This is a genomic window from Pseudomonas sp. LAMO17WK12:I1 (assembly GCF_900177315.1).
GTDB classification, from domain to species: Bacteria; Pseudomonadota; Gammaproteobacteria; order Pseudomonadales; family Pseudomonadaceae; genus Aquipseudomonas; species Aquipseudomonas marginalis.
In genome coordinates, this window is record NZ_FWZV01000003.1 from 216136 (window position 1) to 233381 (window position 17246).

Consider the following 17246-nt stretch of genomic DNA (forward strand, 5'->3'; position numbering starts at 1 on the left):
CCCCAATGGAGAGCTGCCATGACCGATACCCCCGACCGCGACGAACGCCACCTGGCGCGCATGCTGCGCAAAAAAGCCGTGATCGACGAGCGCATCGCCAATTCCCCCAATGAGTGCGGCTTGCTGCTGGTGCTGACCGGCAACGGCAAAGGCAAGAGCAGCTCGGCATTCGGCATGCTTGCGCGCGCCATGGGCCACGGCATGCAGTGCGGTGTGGTGCAGTTCATCAAGGGGCGCAACAGCACCGGTGAGGAGTTGTTCTTCCGCCGCTTCCCCGAGCAAGTGCGTTTCCACGTGATGGGCGAAGGCTTCACCTGGGAGACCCAGGACCGCCAGCGCGATATCGCCGCCGCCGAAGCCGCCTGGGCCGTGTCCCGTGAGCTGCTGCAAGACCCCACCATCGGCCTGGTGGTGCTGGATGAGCTGAACATCGCCCTCAAGCATGGTTACCTCGACTTGGACCAGGTCCTCAGCGACCTGCAAGCGCGTCCGCCGATGCAGCACGTGGTCGTCACCGGCCGTGGCGCCAAGCCTGAACTGATCGAAATGGGCGACACCGTCACTGAAATGGGCATGCTCAAGCACGCGTTCCAGGCCGGGATCAAGGCACAGAAGGGCGTCGAACTTTGAATCAGCCCCGTCATTGCCCGGCCGTCCTGATCGCCGCACCGGCGTCCGGCCAGGGCAAAACCACCGTCACCGCCGCGCTGGCCCGTTTGCACCGCAACCTGGGGCGCAGGGTACGCGTGTTCAAATGCGGCCCGGATTTCCTGGACCCGATGATCCACGAGCGCGCCAGCGGTGCGCCGGTGTATCAATTGGACATGTGGATGGTGGGCGAGCAGGAAAGTCGTCGGCTGCTGTGGGAAGCGGCGGGTGAGGCCGACCTGATCCTGATTGAAGGCGTGATGGGCCTGTTCGATGGCACACCGTCCAGCGCCGACCTGGCGCGGCATTTCGGCGTGCCGGTGCTCGGTGTGATCGACGGCACCGCCATGGCCCAGACCTTTGGCGCCCTGGCCCTGGGCCTGGCGCGTTATCAGCCGGACCTGCCGTTTGCCGGGGTACTGGCCAACCGCGTCGGTACCCTGCGCCATGCGCAGTTGCTGGAAGGCAGCCTCACCGAAGGCTTGCGCTGGTATGGCGCCCTGTCCCGCGAAACCGGGATCGAACTGCCCAGCCGCCATTTGGGCCTGGTGCAGGCCAGCGAGCTGAATGACCTCGACGTGCGCCTGGACGCCGCCGCCCAGGCCCTGGGCAGCAGCTGCGAAGTCGCATTGCCGCCACCGGTGACCTTCGCCGCGCCGGAAGTGATCGAGGCCGAGCCGTTGCTGGCCGGTGTGCGCATTGCGGTGGCCCGTGACGAAGCCTTCGCCTTCACCTATGGCGCCAGCCTCGACCTGCTGCGGGCGATGGGGGCCGAACTGACGTTTTTCTCGCCGATCCATGATTGCCAACTGCCCGAGGCTGACAGCCTGTACTTGCCCGGCGGTTACCCGGAATTGCACCACCAGGCGCTGTCGCAAAACACGCCGATGCTTGACGCCATTCGTAACCACCATGCCGCCGGCAAACCCTTGCTCGCCGAGTGTGGCGGCATGCTCTACCTGCTGGATTCGCTCACCGATGTCGACGGCACCCGCGCCGAACTGGTCGGCCTGCTGCAAGGCGATGCGGTGATGCAAAAGAAACTCGCGGCCCTCGCCCTGCAAAGCGTCGAATTGCCGGAAGGCGTGCTGCGCGGGCACACGTATCACCATTCCCTGACCAGCACCGAGTGCCAGCCGATTGCCCGTGGCCTGAGCCCGAACGGTGGGCGCGGTGCCGAAGCGGTGTTCCGGCAGGGGCGGATGACGGCCTCTTACGTGCACTTCTATTTCCCGTCGAATCCGACGGCGGTAGCCGCGTTGTTTGCCCCGGACCGAGCTGAAACCCCATCCACTGTGGGAGGGGGCTTGCCCCCGATAGGGCCATGACCGACAACGCTTTCCCCCAGGCCGACCGCGACGCCGTCTACCGCGCCATCGCCGAACGCCGCGACATGCGCCACTTCAGCGGTGGCAGTGTTGCGCCCGAATTGCTGCATCGCCTGCTCCAGGCCGCGCACCAGGCCCCCAGTGTCGGCCTGATGCAGCCCTGGCGGTTTATCCGCATCAGCGACCGCGCATTGCGCAGCCGGATTCAACAGTTGGTGGAAGAAGAACGCGTGCGCACCGCCGTGGCGTTGGGCGAGCGCTCCGATGCGTTCATGAAGCTCAAGGTCGAAGGCATCCACGACTGCGCCGAAGTGCTGGTGGCGGCGTTGATGGATGATCGCGAGCGCCACATCTTCGGGCGGCGCACCTTGCCGGAGATGGACCTGGCGTCGCTGTCCTGTGCGATCCAGAACCTGTGGCTGGCGGCGCGGGTCGAGGGGTTGGGCATGGGCTGGGTCTCGCTGTTCGACCCCCAGGCCCTGGCCGACCTGCTGGGCCTGCCGCCCGGCGCGAAACCCCTGGCGGTCTTGTGCCTGGGGCCGGTGACGGAGTTTTACCCGGCACCGATGTTGCAGCTCGAAGGCTGGACCGAGCCTCGGCCGTTGAGTGACATGGTGTATGAAAACGCGTGGGGAGTGAGTCAATGAGTGTGGCCTTGCTGTGTGTCGCAGCAGTGGCGCTGGATGCGCTGCTGGGCGAGCCCAGGCGCTGGCATCCGCTGGTGGCGTTCGGCAATTTTGCCGGGCGCATCGAGCAGCGTTTCAACAGCGGTGGCCGGGGCTGGCGCAGCCATGGCGTGACCGCATGGGTTATCGCCGTGGTGCCGTTGACCCTGCTGGCCACCGCGTTGTCGTGGGCGCCGTATATCGGCTGGGTCCTGGAGATCCTCGCGTTGTACTGCGCCCTCGGCATGCGCAGCCTCGGCGAGCACGTGATCCCGGTGGCCCAGGCCCTACGCAGCGATGACCTCGACGCGGCCCGCACACGGGTGAGCTACCTGGTCAGCCGCCAGACCAGTGAACTGGACCGCACCGAAGTCGCCCGCGCCGCCACCGAATCGGTGCTGGAAAACGGCAGCGATGCGGTGTTTGCCGCGTTGTTCTGGTTTGTCGTCGCCGGCGTGCCGGGCGTGGTGCTCTACCGCCTGAGCAATACGCTCGACGCGATGTGGGGCTATCGCAACGAACGCTTCGAGCGTTTCGGTTGGGCCGCGGCCAAGATCGACGATGTACTCAACTATGTGCCTGCACGCCTGGTGGCCTTGACCTACGCCGTGCTGGGCAAAACCCGCCTGGCCCTCAAATGCTGGCGCACCCAGGGGCCGACCTGGGACAGCCCCAATGCCGGGCCGGTGATGGCATCCGGCGCGGGCGCGTTGGGTGTTGAGCTGGGCGGTGCCGCGATTTACCACGGCCAGGTGCACCAGCGTCCGCCACTGGGCGAAGGCCCGGCGGCGGATGCCGACTCTATCGACCGCGGCTGGCAACTGGTGCAGCGCGGCGTATGGTTGTGGTTGCTGATTCTCTGCGTGGGGGGGCAATTTTATGCTTGAGCACGGTGGCCGGCTGCGCAAGGCAGCGATTCAGTACGGGATTGCCGAGGACGATTGGCTGGACCTGTCCAGCGGCCTCGCACCCTGGCCATGGCCGATCCCGGAGATTCCGCTGCGGGCCTGGGCGCGCTTGCCGGAATCGGACGACGGCCTGGAACAGGCGGCCAGCGAGTATTTCGGCGCTGCGCATGTCCTGCCGGTGCCCGGCTCCCAGGCGGCGATTCAGTTGCTGCCGCGCCTGCGCCGTGCCGGCAAGGTCGGCGTGCTGTCGCCGTGCTACGCCGAACATGCCGAGGCCTGGCGGCGTGCCGGCTACGTGGTGCGTGAAGTGCAGGAGCAGGAAGTCGACTTCTTCCTCGACGTCCTCGACGTGCTGGTGGTGGTCAATCCCAATAACCCCACCGGACTGAGCCTGGCCCCGCAACGCCTGCTGGATTGGCACACAAGGCTGGCCCAGCGCGGCGGCTGGCTGGTGGTGGACGAAGCGTTCATGGATGTCACCCCGCAGTTGAGCCTGGCGAGCCAGGCCCATCAGGTCGGCCTGATTGTGCTGCGTTCGTTCGGCAAGTTTTTCGGCCTGGCCGGGGTGCGCCTGGGCTTTGTGCTGGCCGAGCGCAGGCTGCTCAAGTTGCTGGCCGAACAGGTCGGGCCCTGGGCCGTCAGCGGGCCGACGCGGGTGCTGGGGCAAGTGTGCCTGCGCGATACCGCCGGCCATGCGCGGCAGCGGGCACGCTGCATCGAGGCCGGCCAGCGTTTGTTTGAACTGCTCGAACGCCGTGGCTTTCAACCCCAGGGCGGCTGCGCGTTGTTCCAATGGCTGATCACCCCGCACGCCGAACGCATGCACGAATTCATGGCCCAGCGCGGTATCTTGCTGCGCCTGTTTGTGCACAACAGCAGCGTACGGTTTGGCCTGCCCGACACCGAGGCCGACTGGCTGCGCCTTGACGAAGCGCTGGCGGCCTACAAGGACGCCTCATGACGACGCTGATGGTGCAAGGCACCACCTCCGATGCCGGTAAAAGTACCCTGGTGACGGCGTTGTGCCGCTGGCTGGTACGCCAGGGCATTGCCGTGGTGCCGTTCAAGCCGCAGAACATGGCGCTCAACAGCGCCGTGACAGCCGAAGGCGGCGAGATCGGCCGCGCCCAGGCGGTGCAGGCCCAGGCGGCCAACCTGGCGCCCCACACCGACATGAACCCGGTGCTGCTCAAGCCCAACAGCGACACCGGCTCCCAGGTGATCATCCATGGCCGCGCCGTGACCAGCATGAACGCGGTGGCCTATCACGACTACAAAGCCATCGCGATGCAGGCGGTGCTGGCCTCCCACGCGCGGTTGAGCGAAGCCTACCCGGTGGTGATGGTGGAAGGCGCAGGCTCCCCGGCGGAGATCAACCTGCGCGCCAATGACATCGCCAACATGGGCTTCGCCGAAGCGGTGGATTGCCCGGTGCTGCTGATTGCCGACATCAATCGCGGCGGGGTGTTCGCCCATCTGGTCGGCACCCTGGAACTGCTCTCTCCCAGCGAACAGGCGCGGGTCAAGGGCTTCATCATCAACCGTTTTCGCGGCGACATCGCACTGCTGCAACCGGGCCTGGACTGGTTGGAGGCACGCACCGGCAAACCGGTGGTGGGCGTATTGCCCTACGTGATGGACCTGCACCTGGAAGCCGAGGACGGCATCGACCAACGTCAGATCGACAAGGCGGCGCAGGTGCTCAAGGTGGTGGTGCCGGTGTTGCCGCGCATCAGCAACCACACGGATTTCGATCCGCTGCGCCTGCATCCCCAAGTGGATTTGCAGTTCATCGGGCCGGGCCAGCCGATTCCGGCCGCCGACCTGGTCATCCTGCCGGGCTCGAAAAGCGTGCGCAGCGACCTCGCGTACCTGCGTGCCCATGGCTGGGACACCGCCGTGGCGCGGCACTTGCGCTACGGCGGCAAGGTGCTGGGGATTTGCGGCGGCTTGCAGATGCTCGGTGAGCAGGTACACGACCCGTTGGGCCTGGAAGGGCCGGCCGGTTCCAGCGACGGCTTGGGGCTGCTGGCGTTCAGTACCACCCTGGAAGCCGAGAAACAGTTGCGTAATGTCCGCGGGCGCTTGTTGCTGGAGGACGCCGAGGTCAGTGGCTATGAGATCCATGCCGGCGTGACATGCGGCGTTGCCCTGGAGAACGCCGCCGTGCTGCTGGAGGACGGTCGCCGTGACGGCGCGCACAGTGCTGATGGGCAGATTCTTGGCACGTATCTGCATGGCGTGTTCGAGACCCCGGCGGCCTGCGGTGCGTTGCTGCGTTGGGCCGGGTTGCAGGATGTGCAGGCGGTGGATTATCACGCCCTGCGCGAGCGCGATATCGAGCGCCTGGCGGATCTGGTGGAGAACCACTTGGATACCGATTTGTTGCGCAAACTGTGTGGGGTTTAAGGGTGTACACACGGTTCAAATGTGGGAGGAGCGGTGCGACGATTCGACTTGCCCCCGATAGCGGTGTATCAGGTGCTGAATTGTTCGGGTATACCGAGTACATATCCATTCCTGCGGTAACGGCCACTTATGGTTCCGCTCTTACAGCGGCTCACTTTTGGAAAGGCCCAAAAGTAAGCAAAAGGCCTTCGCCCCACCACTCGGCACCTCGCTTGGGCTCGGTGTGCCCTCACTCCGGCTTGAATCCGTGGGCCGCCGCAATGGGCCATCCCTGGCCCGGTGCGGCTAACCCGGCGTCCTGCCGGGTTACCCACGGATTCAAGCCTGCGTTCGGCCAGCGTGGTTTACGGGGCGACCTCAGATCAAAAGCCAGATCAAAAACGACTCGCTGCGCATCGTGGATGGGTGGGTGGGTAGGGGGTGTCTCATGCTTCAACTGATTTTAGGCGGCGCCCGTTCCGGTAAAAGCCGCTTGGCCGAAAAGCTCGCCAGCGACAGCGCTTTGCCCGTCATCTATATCGCCACCAGCCAACCGCTTGACGGCGAGATGAATGCCCGCGTTGCCTTGCATCGCGAGCGTCGCCCTGATCACTGGGGTTTGATCGAAGAACCTGTCGAGCTGGCGTGTGTGCTACGCGAAAACGCCGCGCCCGGTCGTTGCCTGCTGGTGGATTGCCTGACCCTGTGGTTGACCAACCTGCTGATGCTCGAAGACGCGCAGCGCCTGGCGTTCGAGCGCGATCAATTGCTGGAAAGCCTGGCCGTGCTGCCGGGTGAAATTATTTTTGTCAGCAACGAGACCGGTCTGGGTGTCGTGCCGCTGGGCGAATTGACTCGCCGCTATGTGGATGAAGCCGGTTGGCTGCATCAAGCCTTGGCCGAGCGCTGTCAGCGTGTTGTCCTGACGGTTGCCGGCCTGCCCCTGACGTTGAAAGGTACTGCGTTATGACTGACACCTGGTGGCTCAACCCTTGTAAGGCCATTGACGCCTCGGCGTACGAACAAGCCCTGGCGCGCCAGCAGCAATTGACCAAGCCGGCCGGTTCCCTGGGCCAGCTGGAAGCGCTGGCCGTGCAATTGGCCGGCTTGCAGGGCCAGGTCAAACCGTCGGTGGACCGGCTGTGGATCGCCATCTTTGCCGGTGACCATGGTGTGGTTGCCGAGGGTGTATCGGCGTTTCCCCAGGAAGTGACCGGGCAGATGCTGCATAACTTTGTCACCGGTGGCGCGGCCATCAGTGTATTGGCGCGGCAACTGGATGCGCAGTTGGAAGTGGTCGACCTCGGTACGGTGACCCCTTCGCTGAACCTGCCCGGCGTCCGTCACCTGAATATCGGCGCGGGCACCGCCAATTTCGTCAAGGGCCCGGCAATGACCGGCGCCCAGGGCCGATTGGCATTGCAGGCGGGTCGCGACAGTGTGCTGCGCGCCCGTGAAAGCGGTGCGCAGTTGTTTGTCGGCGGTGAGATGGGCATCGGCAACACCACCGCCGCCAGTGCGCTGGCCTGCGCCTTGCTCGATTGCCAGGTTGCCGAGCTGACGGGCCCGGGCACCGGATTGAATGCCCAAGGCGTCAGTCACAAGGTGGCGGTGATCGAGCGCGCGCTGGCGCTGCATGCCGCGCAGCGTGGGGATGCGCTGCACACCCTGTGCAATCTCGGCGGCTTTGAAATCGCTGCCCTGGTGGGGGCTTACCTGGCCTGTGCCCAGGAAGGCATCGTGGTGTTGGTGGATGGGTTTATCTGCACCGTCGCGGCGCTGGTCGCCACGCGCTTGAACCCGGCGTGCCGCGACTGGCTGCTGTTCGGCCATCGCGGTGCCGAGCCTGGCCATCGCCATGTCTTGCAGAGCCTCGATGCACAACCGTTGCTGGAACTCGGCCTGCGCCTGGGCGAGGGCAGTGGCGCGGCGTTGGCGGTACCGTTGCTGCGCCTGGCGTGTGCGCTGCACGGGCAGATGGCGACGTTTGCCGAAGCGGCCGTGGCAGATCGTCCGGCATGACTTTGCACCTGGACCTGTTGCGCCATGGCGAAACCGAACTGGGTGGCGGCCTGCGCGGCAGCCTTGACGATGCATTGACCGCCAAGGGCTGGGAACAGATGCGCGCCGCCGTGCTGGCGCAGGGGCCCTGGGATCGGCTGATCAGCTCGCCGCTGCAACGCTGCGCGCGGTTCGCGGAGGAACTGGGCGCGCGGTTGAATGTGCCGGTGAGCCTGGAAAAGGACCTGCAGGAACTGCACTTCGGTGCCTGGGAAGGGCAGAGTGCGGCGGCGCTGATGGAGACCGACGCCGAAGGCCTGGGCCGGTTCTGGGCCGATCCCTATAGCTTCACGCCGCCCCAGGGCGAACCGGTCAGCGCGTTTTCCCAGCGGGTTTTGGGCGCCGTCCTGCGCCTGCATAAGGCGTATGCCGGTGAGCGTGTGCTGTTGATCAGTCACGGCGGGGTAATGCGTTTGCTGTTGGCCCAGGCTCGGGGGCTGCCCCGTGAGCAGTTGCTGAATGTCGAAGTCGCTCATGGTGGGTTGTTCAACCTGCAGGTCGGCGCCGATGGCGTGTTGAAGGAAGGAATCTGAGCATGCTGCCGTTCTGGATCGCCGTGCAGTTCCTGAGCAGTTTGCCGATTCGCCTGCCGGGTATGCCGCAGCCGCAGGAACTGGGGCGCTCGTTGCTGTTTTATCCCGTGGTCGGGTTGCTGTTCGGCGTGCTGCTGTGGGGCCTCAATACGCTGTTGACCGGATCACCGCTGTTGTTGCACGCCGCGCTGCTGCTGACGGCCTGGGTGTTGCTCAGTGGCGGCCTGCATCTCGATGGCCTGGCGGACAGCGCCGACGCCTGGCTGGGTGGCTTCGGCGACCGCGAGCGCACCCTCAGCATCATGAAAGACCCGCGCAGCGGACCGATTGCCGTGGTCACCCTGGGCCTGGTGTTGCTGCTCAAGTTCACCGCACTGGTGGCCTTGATCGAACAGCGCAACGGTGTGGCGTTGATTCTCGCGCCGTTGATCGGCCGGGCGTCGATGCTGGGGTTGTTTCTCACCACCCGTTATGTGCGAGCGGGTGGCTTGGGCCAGGCGTTGTCGGATCATCTACCGCGCGTCGTCGGGCAACAGGTGCTGATCCTCAGTGGCCTGGCCTGCATCCTGATCGGTGGTTTCAGCGGGGGGCTCGCCGTGCTGCTCGCGGCCGTGTGTTTTATCGGCCTGCGCCAACTGATGGTCAATCGCCTCGGCGGCACCACAGGCGATACCGCTGGCGCGCTGCTGGAGCTGCTGGAAGTGGCTGTTCTGGTCGGTTTGGCGTTGTAACACTTTCTTGCATTTCCTTAATCGCGGGTATATACACGTTCCATGCTTGCCTCCCAATGTTTATGCACCAACCTGCGACGTGCCGCCCGTGGCGTCAGCAGGCACTACGACGGCGCCCTCGACGGCTTCGGGATCAACGTCGCCCAGTATTCCTTGCTGTGCAACCTGCAGCGCCTCGATCAACCGAGCATTTCCAGCCTGGCCGACGCCATGGGCCTGGATCGCAGCACCTTGGGGCGCAACCTGCGGGTGTTGGAAGGTGAGGGCCTGGTGCGGATGGTAGAGGGCGATGACCTGCGCAACCGCCTGGTGCTGTTGACCGCCGCCGGTGAAGAGCGCCTGGCGGCAGCGTTACCCGCCTGGGAGGCGGCGCAACAGAAATTGATCGATCAACTCGGCGCGGAAAAACGCGAAACCCTGTTGGCCTTGCTGGATGAACTCGCCTGAACGCGGGTTTGTTCGAATACAAGCGGGTATATACCCGCGAACGGAGAATAAGAAATGACGTCGATGTGGCGCACCAGTGGTTGGATCCTTGTGGGGAGTGCGCTGATCCTGGCGTTGTCCTTGGGCGTGCGGCACGGGTTCGGCCTGTTCCTGGCGCCGATGAGCAGCGAATTCGGCTGGGGCCGTGAGACCTTTGCCTTTGCCATCGCCTTGCAGAACCTGATCTGGGGCCTGGCGCAGCCGTTTACCGGTGCCCTGGCCGACCGGTTCGGCGCCACCAGGGCGGTGTTTGTCGGCGGGGTGTTGTACGCCGCAGGCCTGGTGTTGATGGGCCTGTCGGATTCGGCGTGGTCATTGTCCTTGAGTGCCGGCCTGCTGATCGGGATTGGCCTGTCGGGTACATCGTTTTCGGTGATTCTGGGTGTGGTCGGCCGCGCCGTGGCGCCGGAAAAGCGCAGCATGGCCATGGGCATTGCCAGCGCCGCCGGTTCGTTTGGCCAGTTCGCCATGGTGCCGGGCACGTTGGGCTTGATCAGTTGGCTGGGCTGGTCGGCCGCCTTGCTGGCGCTGGGCTTGATGGTGGCGCTGATCCTGCCGCTGGTGAGCATGCTCAAGGACCGCCCGCTGCCGGTCATGGCCGGCCAGCAGACCCTGGGTGAAGCCTTGAAGGAAGCCTGCTCCCACTCCGGGTTCTGGCTGCTGGCCTTCGGCTTTTTCGTCTGCGGTTTCCAGGTGGTGTTTATTGGTGTGCACCTGCCGGCCTACCTGGTGGACCAGCACTTGCCGGCCACCGTCGGTACCACGGTGTTGGCGTTGATCGGGCTGTTCAATATCTTCGGTACCTACACCGCCGGCTGGCTCGGCGGGCGCATGTCCAAGCCGCGCCTGTTGACCGGGTTGTACCTGCTGCGCGCGGTGGTGATCATCCTGTTCCTGTGGGCACCGGTGACCGAAGTCACGGCCTACCTGTTCGGCATGGCCATGGGCTTTTTGTGGCTGTCCACGGTGCCGCTGACCAACGGCACGGTCGCCACGTTGTTCGGGGTGCGAAACCTTTCCATGCTCGGTGGGATCGTGTTCCTTTTCCACCAGCTTGGCTCGTTCCTTGGCGGCTGGTTGGGCGGAGTGGTCTATGATCGAACCGGTAACTACGATTTGATCTGGCAAGTCGCGATCCTGTTGAGCGTGCTCGCCGCAGCCCTGAATTGGCCGGTGCGTGAGCGGCCGGTGGCGCGATTGCAGGCGCAGATGGAGGCGGCATGAGTTCGACCTGGTATTGGTGTGGCGGGGCCGCCGCGACCGCGCTGTTGCTGGCCCTGGCCTGGTGGGGCTGGCAGCGCGGTGGCCTGGCGTTGATGCAACTGGGTATGTCGATCTGTTAAGTTCGGTGCCTGAACTTTTTAAAGGACTTTTCGACATGCAGATGCGCTGGCTGGCTGTACCTGTGCTGATGGCTGCTTTTGGCGGTGTGGCGTTGGCTGCCGATTGCCCGCCGTTGCTGGAGGGGCAACTGCCCAAGTTGCGCGCCAAGGAATCCATCGACCTGTGCCAACGTTTTGCCGGCAAGCCCCTGGTGATCGTCAACACGGCAAGCTTTTGCGGGTTCGCGCCGCAATTCAAAGGCCTCGAAGCGCTGTATCAGCGCTACAAGGATGAAGGGTTGGAGGTGATCGGCGTGCCATCCGATGACTTCAAGCAGGAAGCCAAGACCGGCGAAGAAACCGCCAAGGTCTGCTACGTGAACTACGGCGTGACCTTCACCATGACCGAGCCGCAGAAGGTCAAGGGTCCGGACGCGGTGCACCTGTTCAAGGTATTGGCGCAGCAGAGCAATGCGCCGAAGTGGAATTTCTACAAGTACGTGGTCGACCGCCAGGGCAAGGTGATTGCCGATTTCTCCAGCCTGACCAAGCCGGACAGCCCCGACCTGATCAAGGCGGTGGAGCAGGCCATAGCGTCCAAACCCTGATTATCGGGCACTGAAAAGCCCCGCCTCCCTTGCGGGAGAGCGGGGCTTTTTTACACCCATCCGGATCAGAAGGTGTAGGTCATGCCCAGGCCGAAACCGTTGGCACTGTTTTCGTATTTGGCGCTGTAGTTGGACGGCAGCGAGGTGTTATTGACCTTGACGTCTTCTTCCTTGAGGTAGGAGTACGCCAGGTCGACCGTCATGTTATCCATGACCTTGTAGCCCAGGCCCACACTGAAGATCGTCCGGTCGCCAGTAGGAATACGTGGCGAACGATCTTTGTTGTTGGTTGGCGACTGGTCGAAGGTCAGGCCGGTACGCAGTACCACCTGCTTGGTCAACTGGTAGGAGGTACCCACGGCATAGGCCCAGGTGTCGTGCCAGTTTTGTTCTTCGGTGATGTTGGCGATTCGGCTAGGGGCCAGGGCGCCACCGTTTGTCGCGGTCACACCTTCGTTGTTGACGGTGATCTCTTTCAGGCGGCTCCAGCGTGTCCAGGTTGCGCCGCCGTACAGTTTCCAGGCATCGGTCAGGTCTTGAGTGACAGACAGGTCGTAGGATTCCGGAGTCTCGATTTTCAAGGAGGCGTCGTAACGATTGTTGCGCAATGCGCCTTGAGTCTGGGCCGGACCACTGACGGTGGTGTGCCCCTCAAGCTTGTAGTTGACCTTGGAGTGGTAGGTCAGGCCGACTCGGGTAGTATCGGTTGCTTGTACAAGTACACCGACATTGAAGCCCAGTGCGGTGTCATCACCCTTGATCTTGACGTTGGTGTCAGAGAAAGGTGCGCCGATTACCAGCGTCTTGTCCGACTCCAACACCCCGGAGATGCGGTTGATGGTCGGACCAAAACCGATGGAAACCTTGTCGTTGAAGGCATAGCTGACAGTCGGCTGGAAGGTCATGACCTTCACTTCGCTCTTGCTGCCGAAGCCACGACCCTGGAAGCCGTTTTCATAGTCGGTCACCAGACCGAACGGTGCATAGACGCCGAAGCCGATGGCCCACTGATCGTTGAGTTTATTGGTGTAGAAGCCGAATGGCACCGCGGTGAACGGAACCATATCACCTTTGTTTGAGCCGCTTGGGCGGCCACTTGCGTCCTTGATATCGGTCGACGCATCAATGGCAGCAACACCGCCGGTGATTTGCTGGCCATTCAGGCGCGACATACCGGCAGGGTTACCGTAGACAGTGCTTGCATCATCGGCAGAAGAAGAGCGGCCTGCGAAACCCGTACCCATCCCGCTGACACTCTGTTCGTTCAGTGCGAAACCGCTTGCGAACAGTTGGGAGGATGCCATGGCAACGGCGAGGCTAAGTGTGGTCTTGAGCATTACTTTTTTCATTATTAGAACTCCGTGGTGATCACCGCAGCGGAAAGTATCAATAAAATTAACATCGCGCTATAGGCTGTAATGCAGGAGATAGAGCGGTTTTGTAGGACAATCCGACCAAAATTCGGCTTTTTTGCCGAATCTTGCAAATTGCCCGGTCAGCAGGTCGCGTGATTCAAGGGCGAAACACAGGTTTGCCAGGCCTGGGCGAAATCCCGCAGCCTTCCTTGAGGATGAAATATTTCTTTCCAGATACGCGCCATGGCTAAAACATCACCGGCTGGTGGCAGGGCGGGGCTGTGTTGTTCGACCAGGAGCCAGGCGATGGCCGTGGCATAACGCAGGTTTACGGTGAGCTCCAGTTGGGGCGCACTGAGAAAGGCGTGTTGGCTGGCGAGCCCGCGTACCAGGCTGGCACGCTCGGGGTCGAGCGCCAGGTAGTTATCCCACAAGGCGCGATGGCGAGGTTCGGTGATGCTGTACAGGCCGTGGCCGCGTCGATCATGCAGGGCAGAACCCAATTCCGACTGGCTGGCGGCGATACCCAGCAGCAGTGACTCAGCCGTGGGGCTCTGCTGGCCGAGGTACGTCAGCGTCGGCCGGATCACATAACGACACAATTCACTGGCTGCGATACCCATACATGCCTCAATCCGTGAAAAGGGTCGACGAGCCCTGAGAAAGGGGGCTTGGCAGCAGTGGATCGGCTCTCAGGCTCGTCGGAAGCGGATCATGCCGCTTGAGTTGAAGTGTAGTGTCATATTCATGAGGTAAAGGACTGTTTTTAAAACATCTTCTTCAACCAGTTATAACGTTTATATCGATTTGAACTTAGTGCAAATACTCGAGGCAAGAATGACGGGCAATAAAAAACCCTGTGTTTTAAACAGGGTTTTTTGTGTTTCAGCGACTCGGGTCGATCAGGCAACCAGTGCCTGACGGGTACGCTCGATCACCGCCTGCAGCGGTTCAGCGCTGGAGTATTGATCGGGGTACAGGCGTTCGCTGTGACGGGCGATGCCATGTTCGTTGACCAGGGTGAAGCTGAAGCAGCCTTTGCGAGCGGCCATGATCAGGCAGTTCATTGGGGCAAAAGCGTTGGTGAGGGTGCGAATGGCATCCTGAGTGTGGATAGCGGACATATTATTGGTGTTCCTACAAATGACACGGATAAGAACCGTGCAACGTTAAAACGTTCCAGTAACGTTGATCACCATTGATCAAACGAAGAACCCGACTGGAACAAAGCAGCCAGTTTGAAGCGCTGATTAAGTTAGGCGCGCTTGGGCTGGCAGGTAGGTACTTAGGAGGGCAGGCAACACAACAAGGGCAAAGGTTCTGGGCCCGGGGTGAAGATCCTGATCAATTTGCAGGTTGGTTCGGTCAGAGTATGAAAACTTCGCGGCACCCTTTGCTTGTTCAAAGGCAGTGTCGTCGCAAGTGATACCTGGAAACCATCGAGGTGGTCGATCCCGTGTTGTTCAGGGGAGTTGTTCGACCAGAATTGACTTTCAGCTTGGTACTAACGCTGCGGATAGTAACGGATTGAAACAGGCAATGGAAGCGCGTTAATCAAAAAACTTCAATCAGCCGCCCAGCAGGCCGCGATACACCAGCACCGTGACGGCGGCGGCCAGGGAACAACCCAACCCATAGGCGGCCAGGGTCAGGCGCAAGGATTGGCCGGTCTCGACCATCCTCATCACATCGCCCATGTCATCGATACGCCCTTCACCCAGCTCGATGCACAGGCTCACGGCGGTGAACGCGGCCGATAGCAGGATGGCAATGGCAAACAATGCCCCATCCGGGGATGGCAGCACGACATTGATCCCTAATGAAATGGCACAGATGGCGAGTAACAACACGGCGAATAACAGCATTCCTTTCATCGGCCCACTCAGCGTTGTGTTGTCCGTCGGGCAGTGTGGCGAGCTGGCAAAGATTTGAAAAGTCCCTGTTTTGCCTCGGCGGTAACATTTTTGAGGGCTATCGCTTCAAAAAAAGCCGGGGATATAACCATCGGGTCGGTACTTGTGCACATTAGTTGCGGCGTGTGTAACCAGGCTGTCAATCGCTGGACAGGGCTGCCATTTGCCTGCAATGGAAATTTAAGTCAATGAAAAATCTGGCTTTTTTTTATTGGTGAAAAAATCGTCAGTTTGACTGCGGGCCCCGTTCCATGGGCCTTTGCGCGAGTTAAAGGCTGGTTGTCCACTGAGTTATCCACAGCTTCTGTGGATTGTCCCGAGCGCTTGCTCTAGAACGGGCGTGCCGGGTTTTTTCAGCTTTACCTGTGCGAAAAAAAGAGTAGAGTGGCGCGCCTTCCGTTCTGTCCCACAGTGCTTTATGAAGTTTCGCTCAGTATCACCTTCTGTTACCGACACCCCCCAGACTGTTACCGCACCCAAGCGTTTTTCCTTGAAAGTCGCCCTGTGGTTGCTCGACAGCCCCCGCCTGGGGCATAGCACCAACGTCAAACACTTCGCCGGGCGCTTGCTCAAGCAGCCGGCCCGTGAGGGCGTAGTGGCTGCGCAAAGCCGTCTGGGCCAATTGATGTGCCGCGAGTGCGGCAACGCCCGCGACCGCCGCATCGGCCACGATCTGCTGCGCCTGGCCGCCCGTGCCGGTGACCGCCGTGCCCAACGGGAACTGGGTCAGGTCGAAGACTGAGCTGTCCTCACGCTCTACGCTTGGTTAACCTTGCTCCTTTTCGGTGATGGCAGAAATGGCTATGGTTTTTGACTGGACCAGTGTTGCCCTGGGCCTGGCTGGCGCCGCAGTGCCTTTATTGGCGGTGTGCTGGCAGATTCAGCGGCGGTTGACCGCGCGGACCACCGGTTGGGAACTGCTCGAAGAGCGCCTGGCCACTGCGCAACTGGCCCAGGAGGGCCTCGCCGCTCAACTGGATGCCAGTCGCGATGAAATCAGCGATCTGAGCCAGGCCAACGCCGCCAAGCAAGCGGACCTGGCTGCAGTGCGCCGCGAGGTCGAGCTGTTGCAGATCGACCGCGACAACGCCCGCGACGCCGCCCACGCCTGGAACCTTGACCGCAGCGCCAAGGAAACCGAATTACGCCGCCTCGACGCATTGTCGGCCGCCTTGCGCGCCGAACTGCGCGAGCAGCAGGAAAGCCATCAGCAGCGCCTCGCCGACCTGCAGGGCTCGCGGGACGAGTTGCGTGCGCAATTCGCTGAGCTGGCCGGCAAGATCTTCGATGAGCGTGAGCAGCGCTTTGCCGAGACCAGCCAGGAGCGCCTTGGCCAGTTGCTCGATCCCTTGAAGGAACGCATCCAGTCCTTCGAAAAACGCGTGGAAGAGAGCTATCAGAACGAGGCTCGCGAGCGCTTTTCCCTGGCCAAGGAGCTTGAACGCCTGCAGCAGCTGAACCTGCGTCTGTCAGACGAAGCCACCAACCTGACCCGCGCCCTCAAGGGCCAGAAAACCCAGGGCAACTGGGGTGAGTTGATCCTCGAACGGGTGCTGGAACACGCCGGCCTGGAGAAGGGCCGCGAGTACCAGACCCAGGTCAGCTTGAAGGGCCCGGACGGTGAGCGCTTCCAACCGGATGTGCTGATCATGCTGCCCGGCGACAAGCAGGTGGTGGTGGATTCCAAGGTCAGCCTGACCGCGTACCAGCAGTATGTCGCGGCGGATGATGAGGTGATCGGCCAGGCAGCCTTGAAGCAGCACGTACTGTCGCTGCGCAATCACGTCAAAGGCTTGGCCGGCAAGGATTACAAACGCCTGGAAGGCCTGCACAGCCTGGATTTCGTGTTGTTGTTCGTACCGATCGAAGCCGCTTTTTCCGCGGCCTTGCAGGCCGAACCGAATCTGTTCCAAGAGGCCTTCGACCGGCATATCGTGATCGTCAGCCCAACGACGCTGCTCGCCACCCTGCGGGTGATCGACAGTCTCTGGAAGCAAGAGCGTCAAAGCCAGAACGCCCGCGAAATCGCCGAACGCGCCGGGTGGCTGTACGACAAGTTCGTGCTGTTTATCCAGGACCTGGACGAAGTGGGCAATCGTCTACAGCAATTGGACAAGGCTTACAGCGCGGCGCGGAACAAGCTGACAGATGGGCGCGGAAACCTGGTCAGTCGCACCGAGCAATTAAGGTTGCTCGGTGCGCGTGCCAGCAAGAGCCTGCCGGCGGATTTGCTGGAGCGGGCGATGACCGACGCCGACGGCGTGGCGCACCTTCCCGAATAAACACAATCCGAAAGGTGG

At 62.3% G+C, this 17246-nt stretch carries 20 protein-coding genes; 16 read left to right on the forward strand and 4 right to left on the reverse strand.

What is annotated here, in order from left to right; all coding sequences use genetic code 11:
- Positions 1-18: 18 nt before the first annotated feature.
- From cobO to B9N88_RS06170, 14 genes are all read left to right on the forward strand, one after another.
- Complete coding sequence (gene cobO, locus B9N88_RS06105; RefSeq protein WP_027603802.1) at positions 19-630, forward strand: cob(I)yrinic acid a,c-diamide adenosyltransferase; 612 nt, start codon at positions 19-21, stop codon at positions 628-630.
- Positions 627-1976, forward strand: coding sequence for a cobyrinate a,c-diamide synthase (locus B9N88_RS06110; protein ID WP_027603803.1), 1350 nt, complete (start codon positions 627-629; stop codon positions 1974-1976). Before cobO ends, B9N88_RS06110 begins: the two co-directional genes overlap by 4 nt.
- Positions 1973-2623 carry a 5,6-dimethylbenzimidazole synthase gene (gene bluB / locus B9N88_RS06115; protein WP_027603804.1) on the forward strand — a complete coding sequence of 217 codons (651 nt, stop codon included), beginning with the start codon at positions 1973-1975 and terminating at the stop codon, positions 2621-2623. Before B9N88_RS06110 ends, bluB begins: the two co-directional genes overlap by 4 nt.
- A complete protein-coding gene (cbiB, locus tag B9N88_RS06120) occupies positions 2620-3528 on the forward strand; it encodes an adenosylcobinamide-phosphate synthase CbiB (RefSeq protein WP_027603805.1) in 909 nt (302 codons plus the stop codon). Before bluB ends, cbiB begins: the two co-directional genes overlap by 4 nt.
- Complete coding sequence (gene cobD, locus B9N88_RS06125) at positions 3521-4510, forward strand: threonine-phosphate decarboxylase CobD (protein ID WP_027603806.1); 990 nt, start codon at positions 3521-3523, stop codon at positions 4508-4510. Before cbiB ends, cobD begins: the two co-directional genes overlap by 8 nt.
- Positions 4507-5958: a cobyric acid synthase gene (locus tag B9N88_RS06130; protein WP_027603807.1), complete on the forward strand. Its 1452-nt coding sequence runs from the start codon at positions 4507-4509 to the stop codon at positions 5956-5958. The genes cobD and B9N88_RS06130 overlap by 4 nt, the downstream gene beginning before the upstream one ends.
- A 427-nt stretch (positions 5959-6385) precedes the next feature.
- Entirely contained in the window at positions 6386-6907 is a 522-nt protein-coding gene (gene cobU / locus B9N88_RS06140) for a bifunctional adenosylcobinamide kinase/adenosylcobinamide-phosphate guanylyltransferase (RefSeq protein WP_027603808.1), read from the forward strand.
- Positions 6904-7959, forward strand: a complete 1056-nt coding sequence (gene cobT, locus B9N88_RS06145) for a nicotinate-nucleotide--dimethylbenzimidazole phosphoribosyltransferase (RefSeq protein ID WP_027603809.1) — start codon at positions 6904-6906, stop codon at positions 7957-7959. The genes cobU and cobT overlap by 4 nt, the downstream gene beginning before the upstream one ends.
- Entirely contained in the window at positions 7956-8531 is a 576-nt protein-coding gene (gene cobC / locus B9N88_RS06150; RefSeq protein ID WP_027603810.1) for an alpha-ribazole phosphatase family protein, read from the forward strand. The genes cobT and cobC overlap by 4 nt, the downstream gene beginning before the upstream one ends.
- A gap of 2 nt (positions 8532-8533) precedes the next feature.
- The gene (locus B9N88_RS06155; RefSeq protein ID WP_027603811.1) at positions 8534-9262 is read left to right on the forward strand and encodes an adenosylcobinamide-GDP ribazoletransferase; all 729 of its coding nucleotides are present in this window, start codon (positions 8534-8536) and stop codon (positions 9260-9262) included.
- Between the two features lie 42 nt (positions 9263-9304).
- On the forward strand, positions 9305-9709 hold the full coding sequence (locus B9N88_RS06160) for a MarR family winged helix-turn-helix transcriptional regulator (protein WP_027603812.1): 405 nt from the start codon (positions 9305-9307) through the stop codon (positions 9707-9709).
- A 63-nt stretch (positions 9710-9772) separates the two neighbouring features.
- Positions 9773-10972 carry an MFS transporter gene (locus tag B9N88_RS06165; protein WP_166655305.1) on the forward strand — a complete coding sequence of 400 codons (1200 nt, stop codon included), beginning with the start codon at positions 9773-9775 and terminating at the stop codon, positions 10970-10972.
- Positions 10969-11091 carry a hypothetical protein gene (locus B9N88_RS32865; RefSeq protein WP_256221084.1) on the forward strand — a complete coding sequence of 41 codons (123 nt, stop codon included), beginning with the start codon at positions 10969-10971 and terminating at the stop codon, positions 11089-11091. The genes B9N88_RS06165 and B9N88_RS32865 overlap by 4 nt, the downstream gene beginning before the upstream one ends.
- 35 nt (positions 11092-11126) lie before the next feature.
- Positions 11127-11678, forward strand: a complete 552-nt coding sequence (locus tag B9N88_RS06170) for a glutathione peroxidase (RefSeq protein WP_027603814.1) — start codon at positions 11127-11129, stop codon at positions 11676-11678.
- Between the two features lie 65 nt (positions 11679-11743).
- Here B9N88_RS06170 and B9N88_RS06175 read toward each other — a convergent pair whose 3' ends face one another.
- The 4 genes from B9N88_RS06175 to B9N88_RS06195 all read right to left on the reverse strand — a co-directional run bounded on the left by B9N88_RS06175 (position 11744) and on the right by B9N88_RS06195 (position 14907).
- Positions 11744-13027, reverse strand: coding sequence for an OmpP1/FadL family transporter (locus tag B9N88_RS06175; RefSeq protein WP_027603815.1), 1284 nt, complete (start codon positions 13025-13027; stop codon positions 11744-11746).
- 146 nt (positions 13028-13173) lie between these two features.
- Positions 13174-13656 carry a hypothetical protein gene (locus tag B9N88_RS06180; RefSeq protein WP_027603816.1) on the reverse strand — a complete coding sequence of 161 codons (483 nt, stop codon included), beginning with the start codon at positions 13654-13656 and terminating at the stop codon, positions 13174-13176.
- Positions 13657-13935: 279 nt separating this feature from the next.
- Positions 13936-14157, reverse strand: coding sequence for a hypothetical protein (locus B9N88_RS06185; protein ID WP_010563939.1), 222 nt, complete (start codon positions 14155-14157; stop codon positions 13936-13938).
- A 444-nt stretch (positions 14158-14601) separates the two neighbouring features.
- Positions 14602-14907, reverse strand: coding sequence for a hypothetical protein (locus B9N88_RS06195; protein ID WP_027603817.1), 306 nt, complete (start codon positions 14905-14907; stop codon positions 14602-14604).
- A gap of 457 nt (positions 14908-15364) precedes the next feature.
- Here B9N88_RS06195 and B9N88_RS06200 point away from each other — a divergent pair, with 457 nt between their 5' ends.
- Positions 15365-15688 (forward strand): SEL1-like repeat protein, encoded by a 324-nt coding sequence (locus B9N88_RS06200; RefSeq protein ID WP_043293316.1) that lies wholly within the window; start codon positions 15365-15367, stop codon positions 15686-15688.
- A 175-nt stretch (positions 15689-15863) separates the two neighbouring features.
- On the forward strand, positions 15864-17228 hold the full coding sequence (gene rmuC / locus B9N88_RS06205; protein WP_174562748.1) for a DNA recombination protein RmuC: 1365 nt from the start codon (positions 15864-15866) through the stop codon (positions 17226-17228).
- Positions 17229-17246: the final 18 nt, after the last annotated feature.

Coding starts and splice junctions, on each gene's coding strand:
- cobT (WP_027603809.1), top strand. CDS start 6,904: ATGACTGACACCTGGTGGCTCAACCCTTGTAAGGCCATTGACGCCTCG.
- cbiB (WP_027603805.1), top strand. CDS start 2,620: ATGAGTGTGGCCTTGCTGTGTGTCGCAGCAGTGGCGCTGGATGCGCTG.
- cobC (WP_027603810.1), top strand. CDS start 7,956: ATGACTTTGCACCTGGACCTGTTGCGCCATGGCGAAACCGAACTGGGT.
- B9N88_RS06160 (WP_027603812.1), top strand. CDS start 9,305: ATGCTTGCCTCCCAATGTTTATGCACCAACCTGCGACGTGCCGCCCGT.
- B9N88_RS06155 (WP_027603811.1), top strand. CDS start 8,534: ATGCTGCCGTTCTGGATCGCCGTGCAGTTCCTGAGCAGTTTGCCGATT.
- cobO (WP_027603802.1), top strand. CDS start 19: ATGACCGATACCCCCGACCGCGACGAACGCCACCTGGCGCGCATGCTG.
- bluB (WP_027603804.1), top strand. CDS start 1,973: ATGACCGACAACGCTTTCCCCCAGGCCGACCGCGACGCCGTCTACCGC.
- B9N88_RS06165 (WP_166655305.1), top strand. CDS start 9,773: ATGTGGCGCACCAGTGGTTGGATCCTTGTGGGGAGTGCGCTGATCCTG.
- B9N88_RS06200 (WP_043293316.1), top strand. CDS start 15,365: ATGAAGTTTCGCTCAGTATCACCTTCTGTTACCGACACCCCCCAGACT.
- B9N88_RS06130 (WP_027603807.1), top strand. CDS start 4,507: ATGACGACGCTGATGGTGCAAGGCACCACCTCCGATGCCGGTAAAAGT.
- cobU (WP_027603808.1), top strand. CDS start 6,386: ATGCTTCAACTGATTTTAGGCGGCGCCCGTTCCGGTAAAAGCCGCTTG.
- B9N88_RS06185 (WP_010563939.1), bottom strand. CDS start 14,157: ATGTCCGCTATCCACACTCAGGATGCCATTCGCACCCTCACCAACGCT.
- B9N88_RS06175 (WP_027603815.1), bottom strand. CDS start 13,027: ATGAAAAAAGTAATGCTCAAGACCACACTTAGCCTCGCCGTTGCCATG.
- B9N88_RS06170 (WP_027603814.1), top strand. CDS start 11,127: ATGCAGATGCGCTGGCTGGCTGTACCTGTGCTGATGGCTGCTTTTGGC.
- cobD (WP_027603806.1), top strand. CDS start 3,521: ATGCTTGAGCACGGTGGCCGGCTGCGCAAGGCAGCGATTCAGTACGGG.
- B9N88_RS06195 (WP_027603817.1), bottom strand. CDS start 14,907: ATGAAAGGAATGCTGTTATTCGCCGTGTTGTTACTCGCCATCTGTGCC.
- B9N88_RS32865 (WP_256221084.1), top strand. CDS start 10,969: ATGAGTTCGACCTGGTATTGGTGTGGCGGGGCCGCCGCGACCGCGCTG.
- B9N88_RS06180 (WP_027603816.1), bottom strand. CDS start 13,656: ATGGGTATCGCAGCCAGTGAATTGTGTCGTTATGTGATCCGGCCGACG.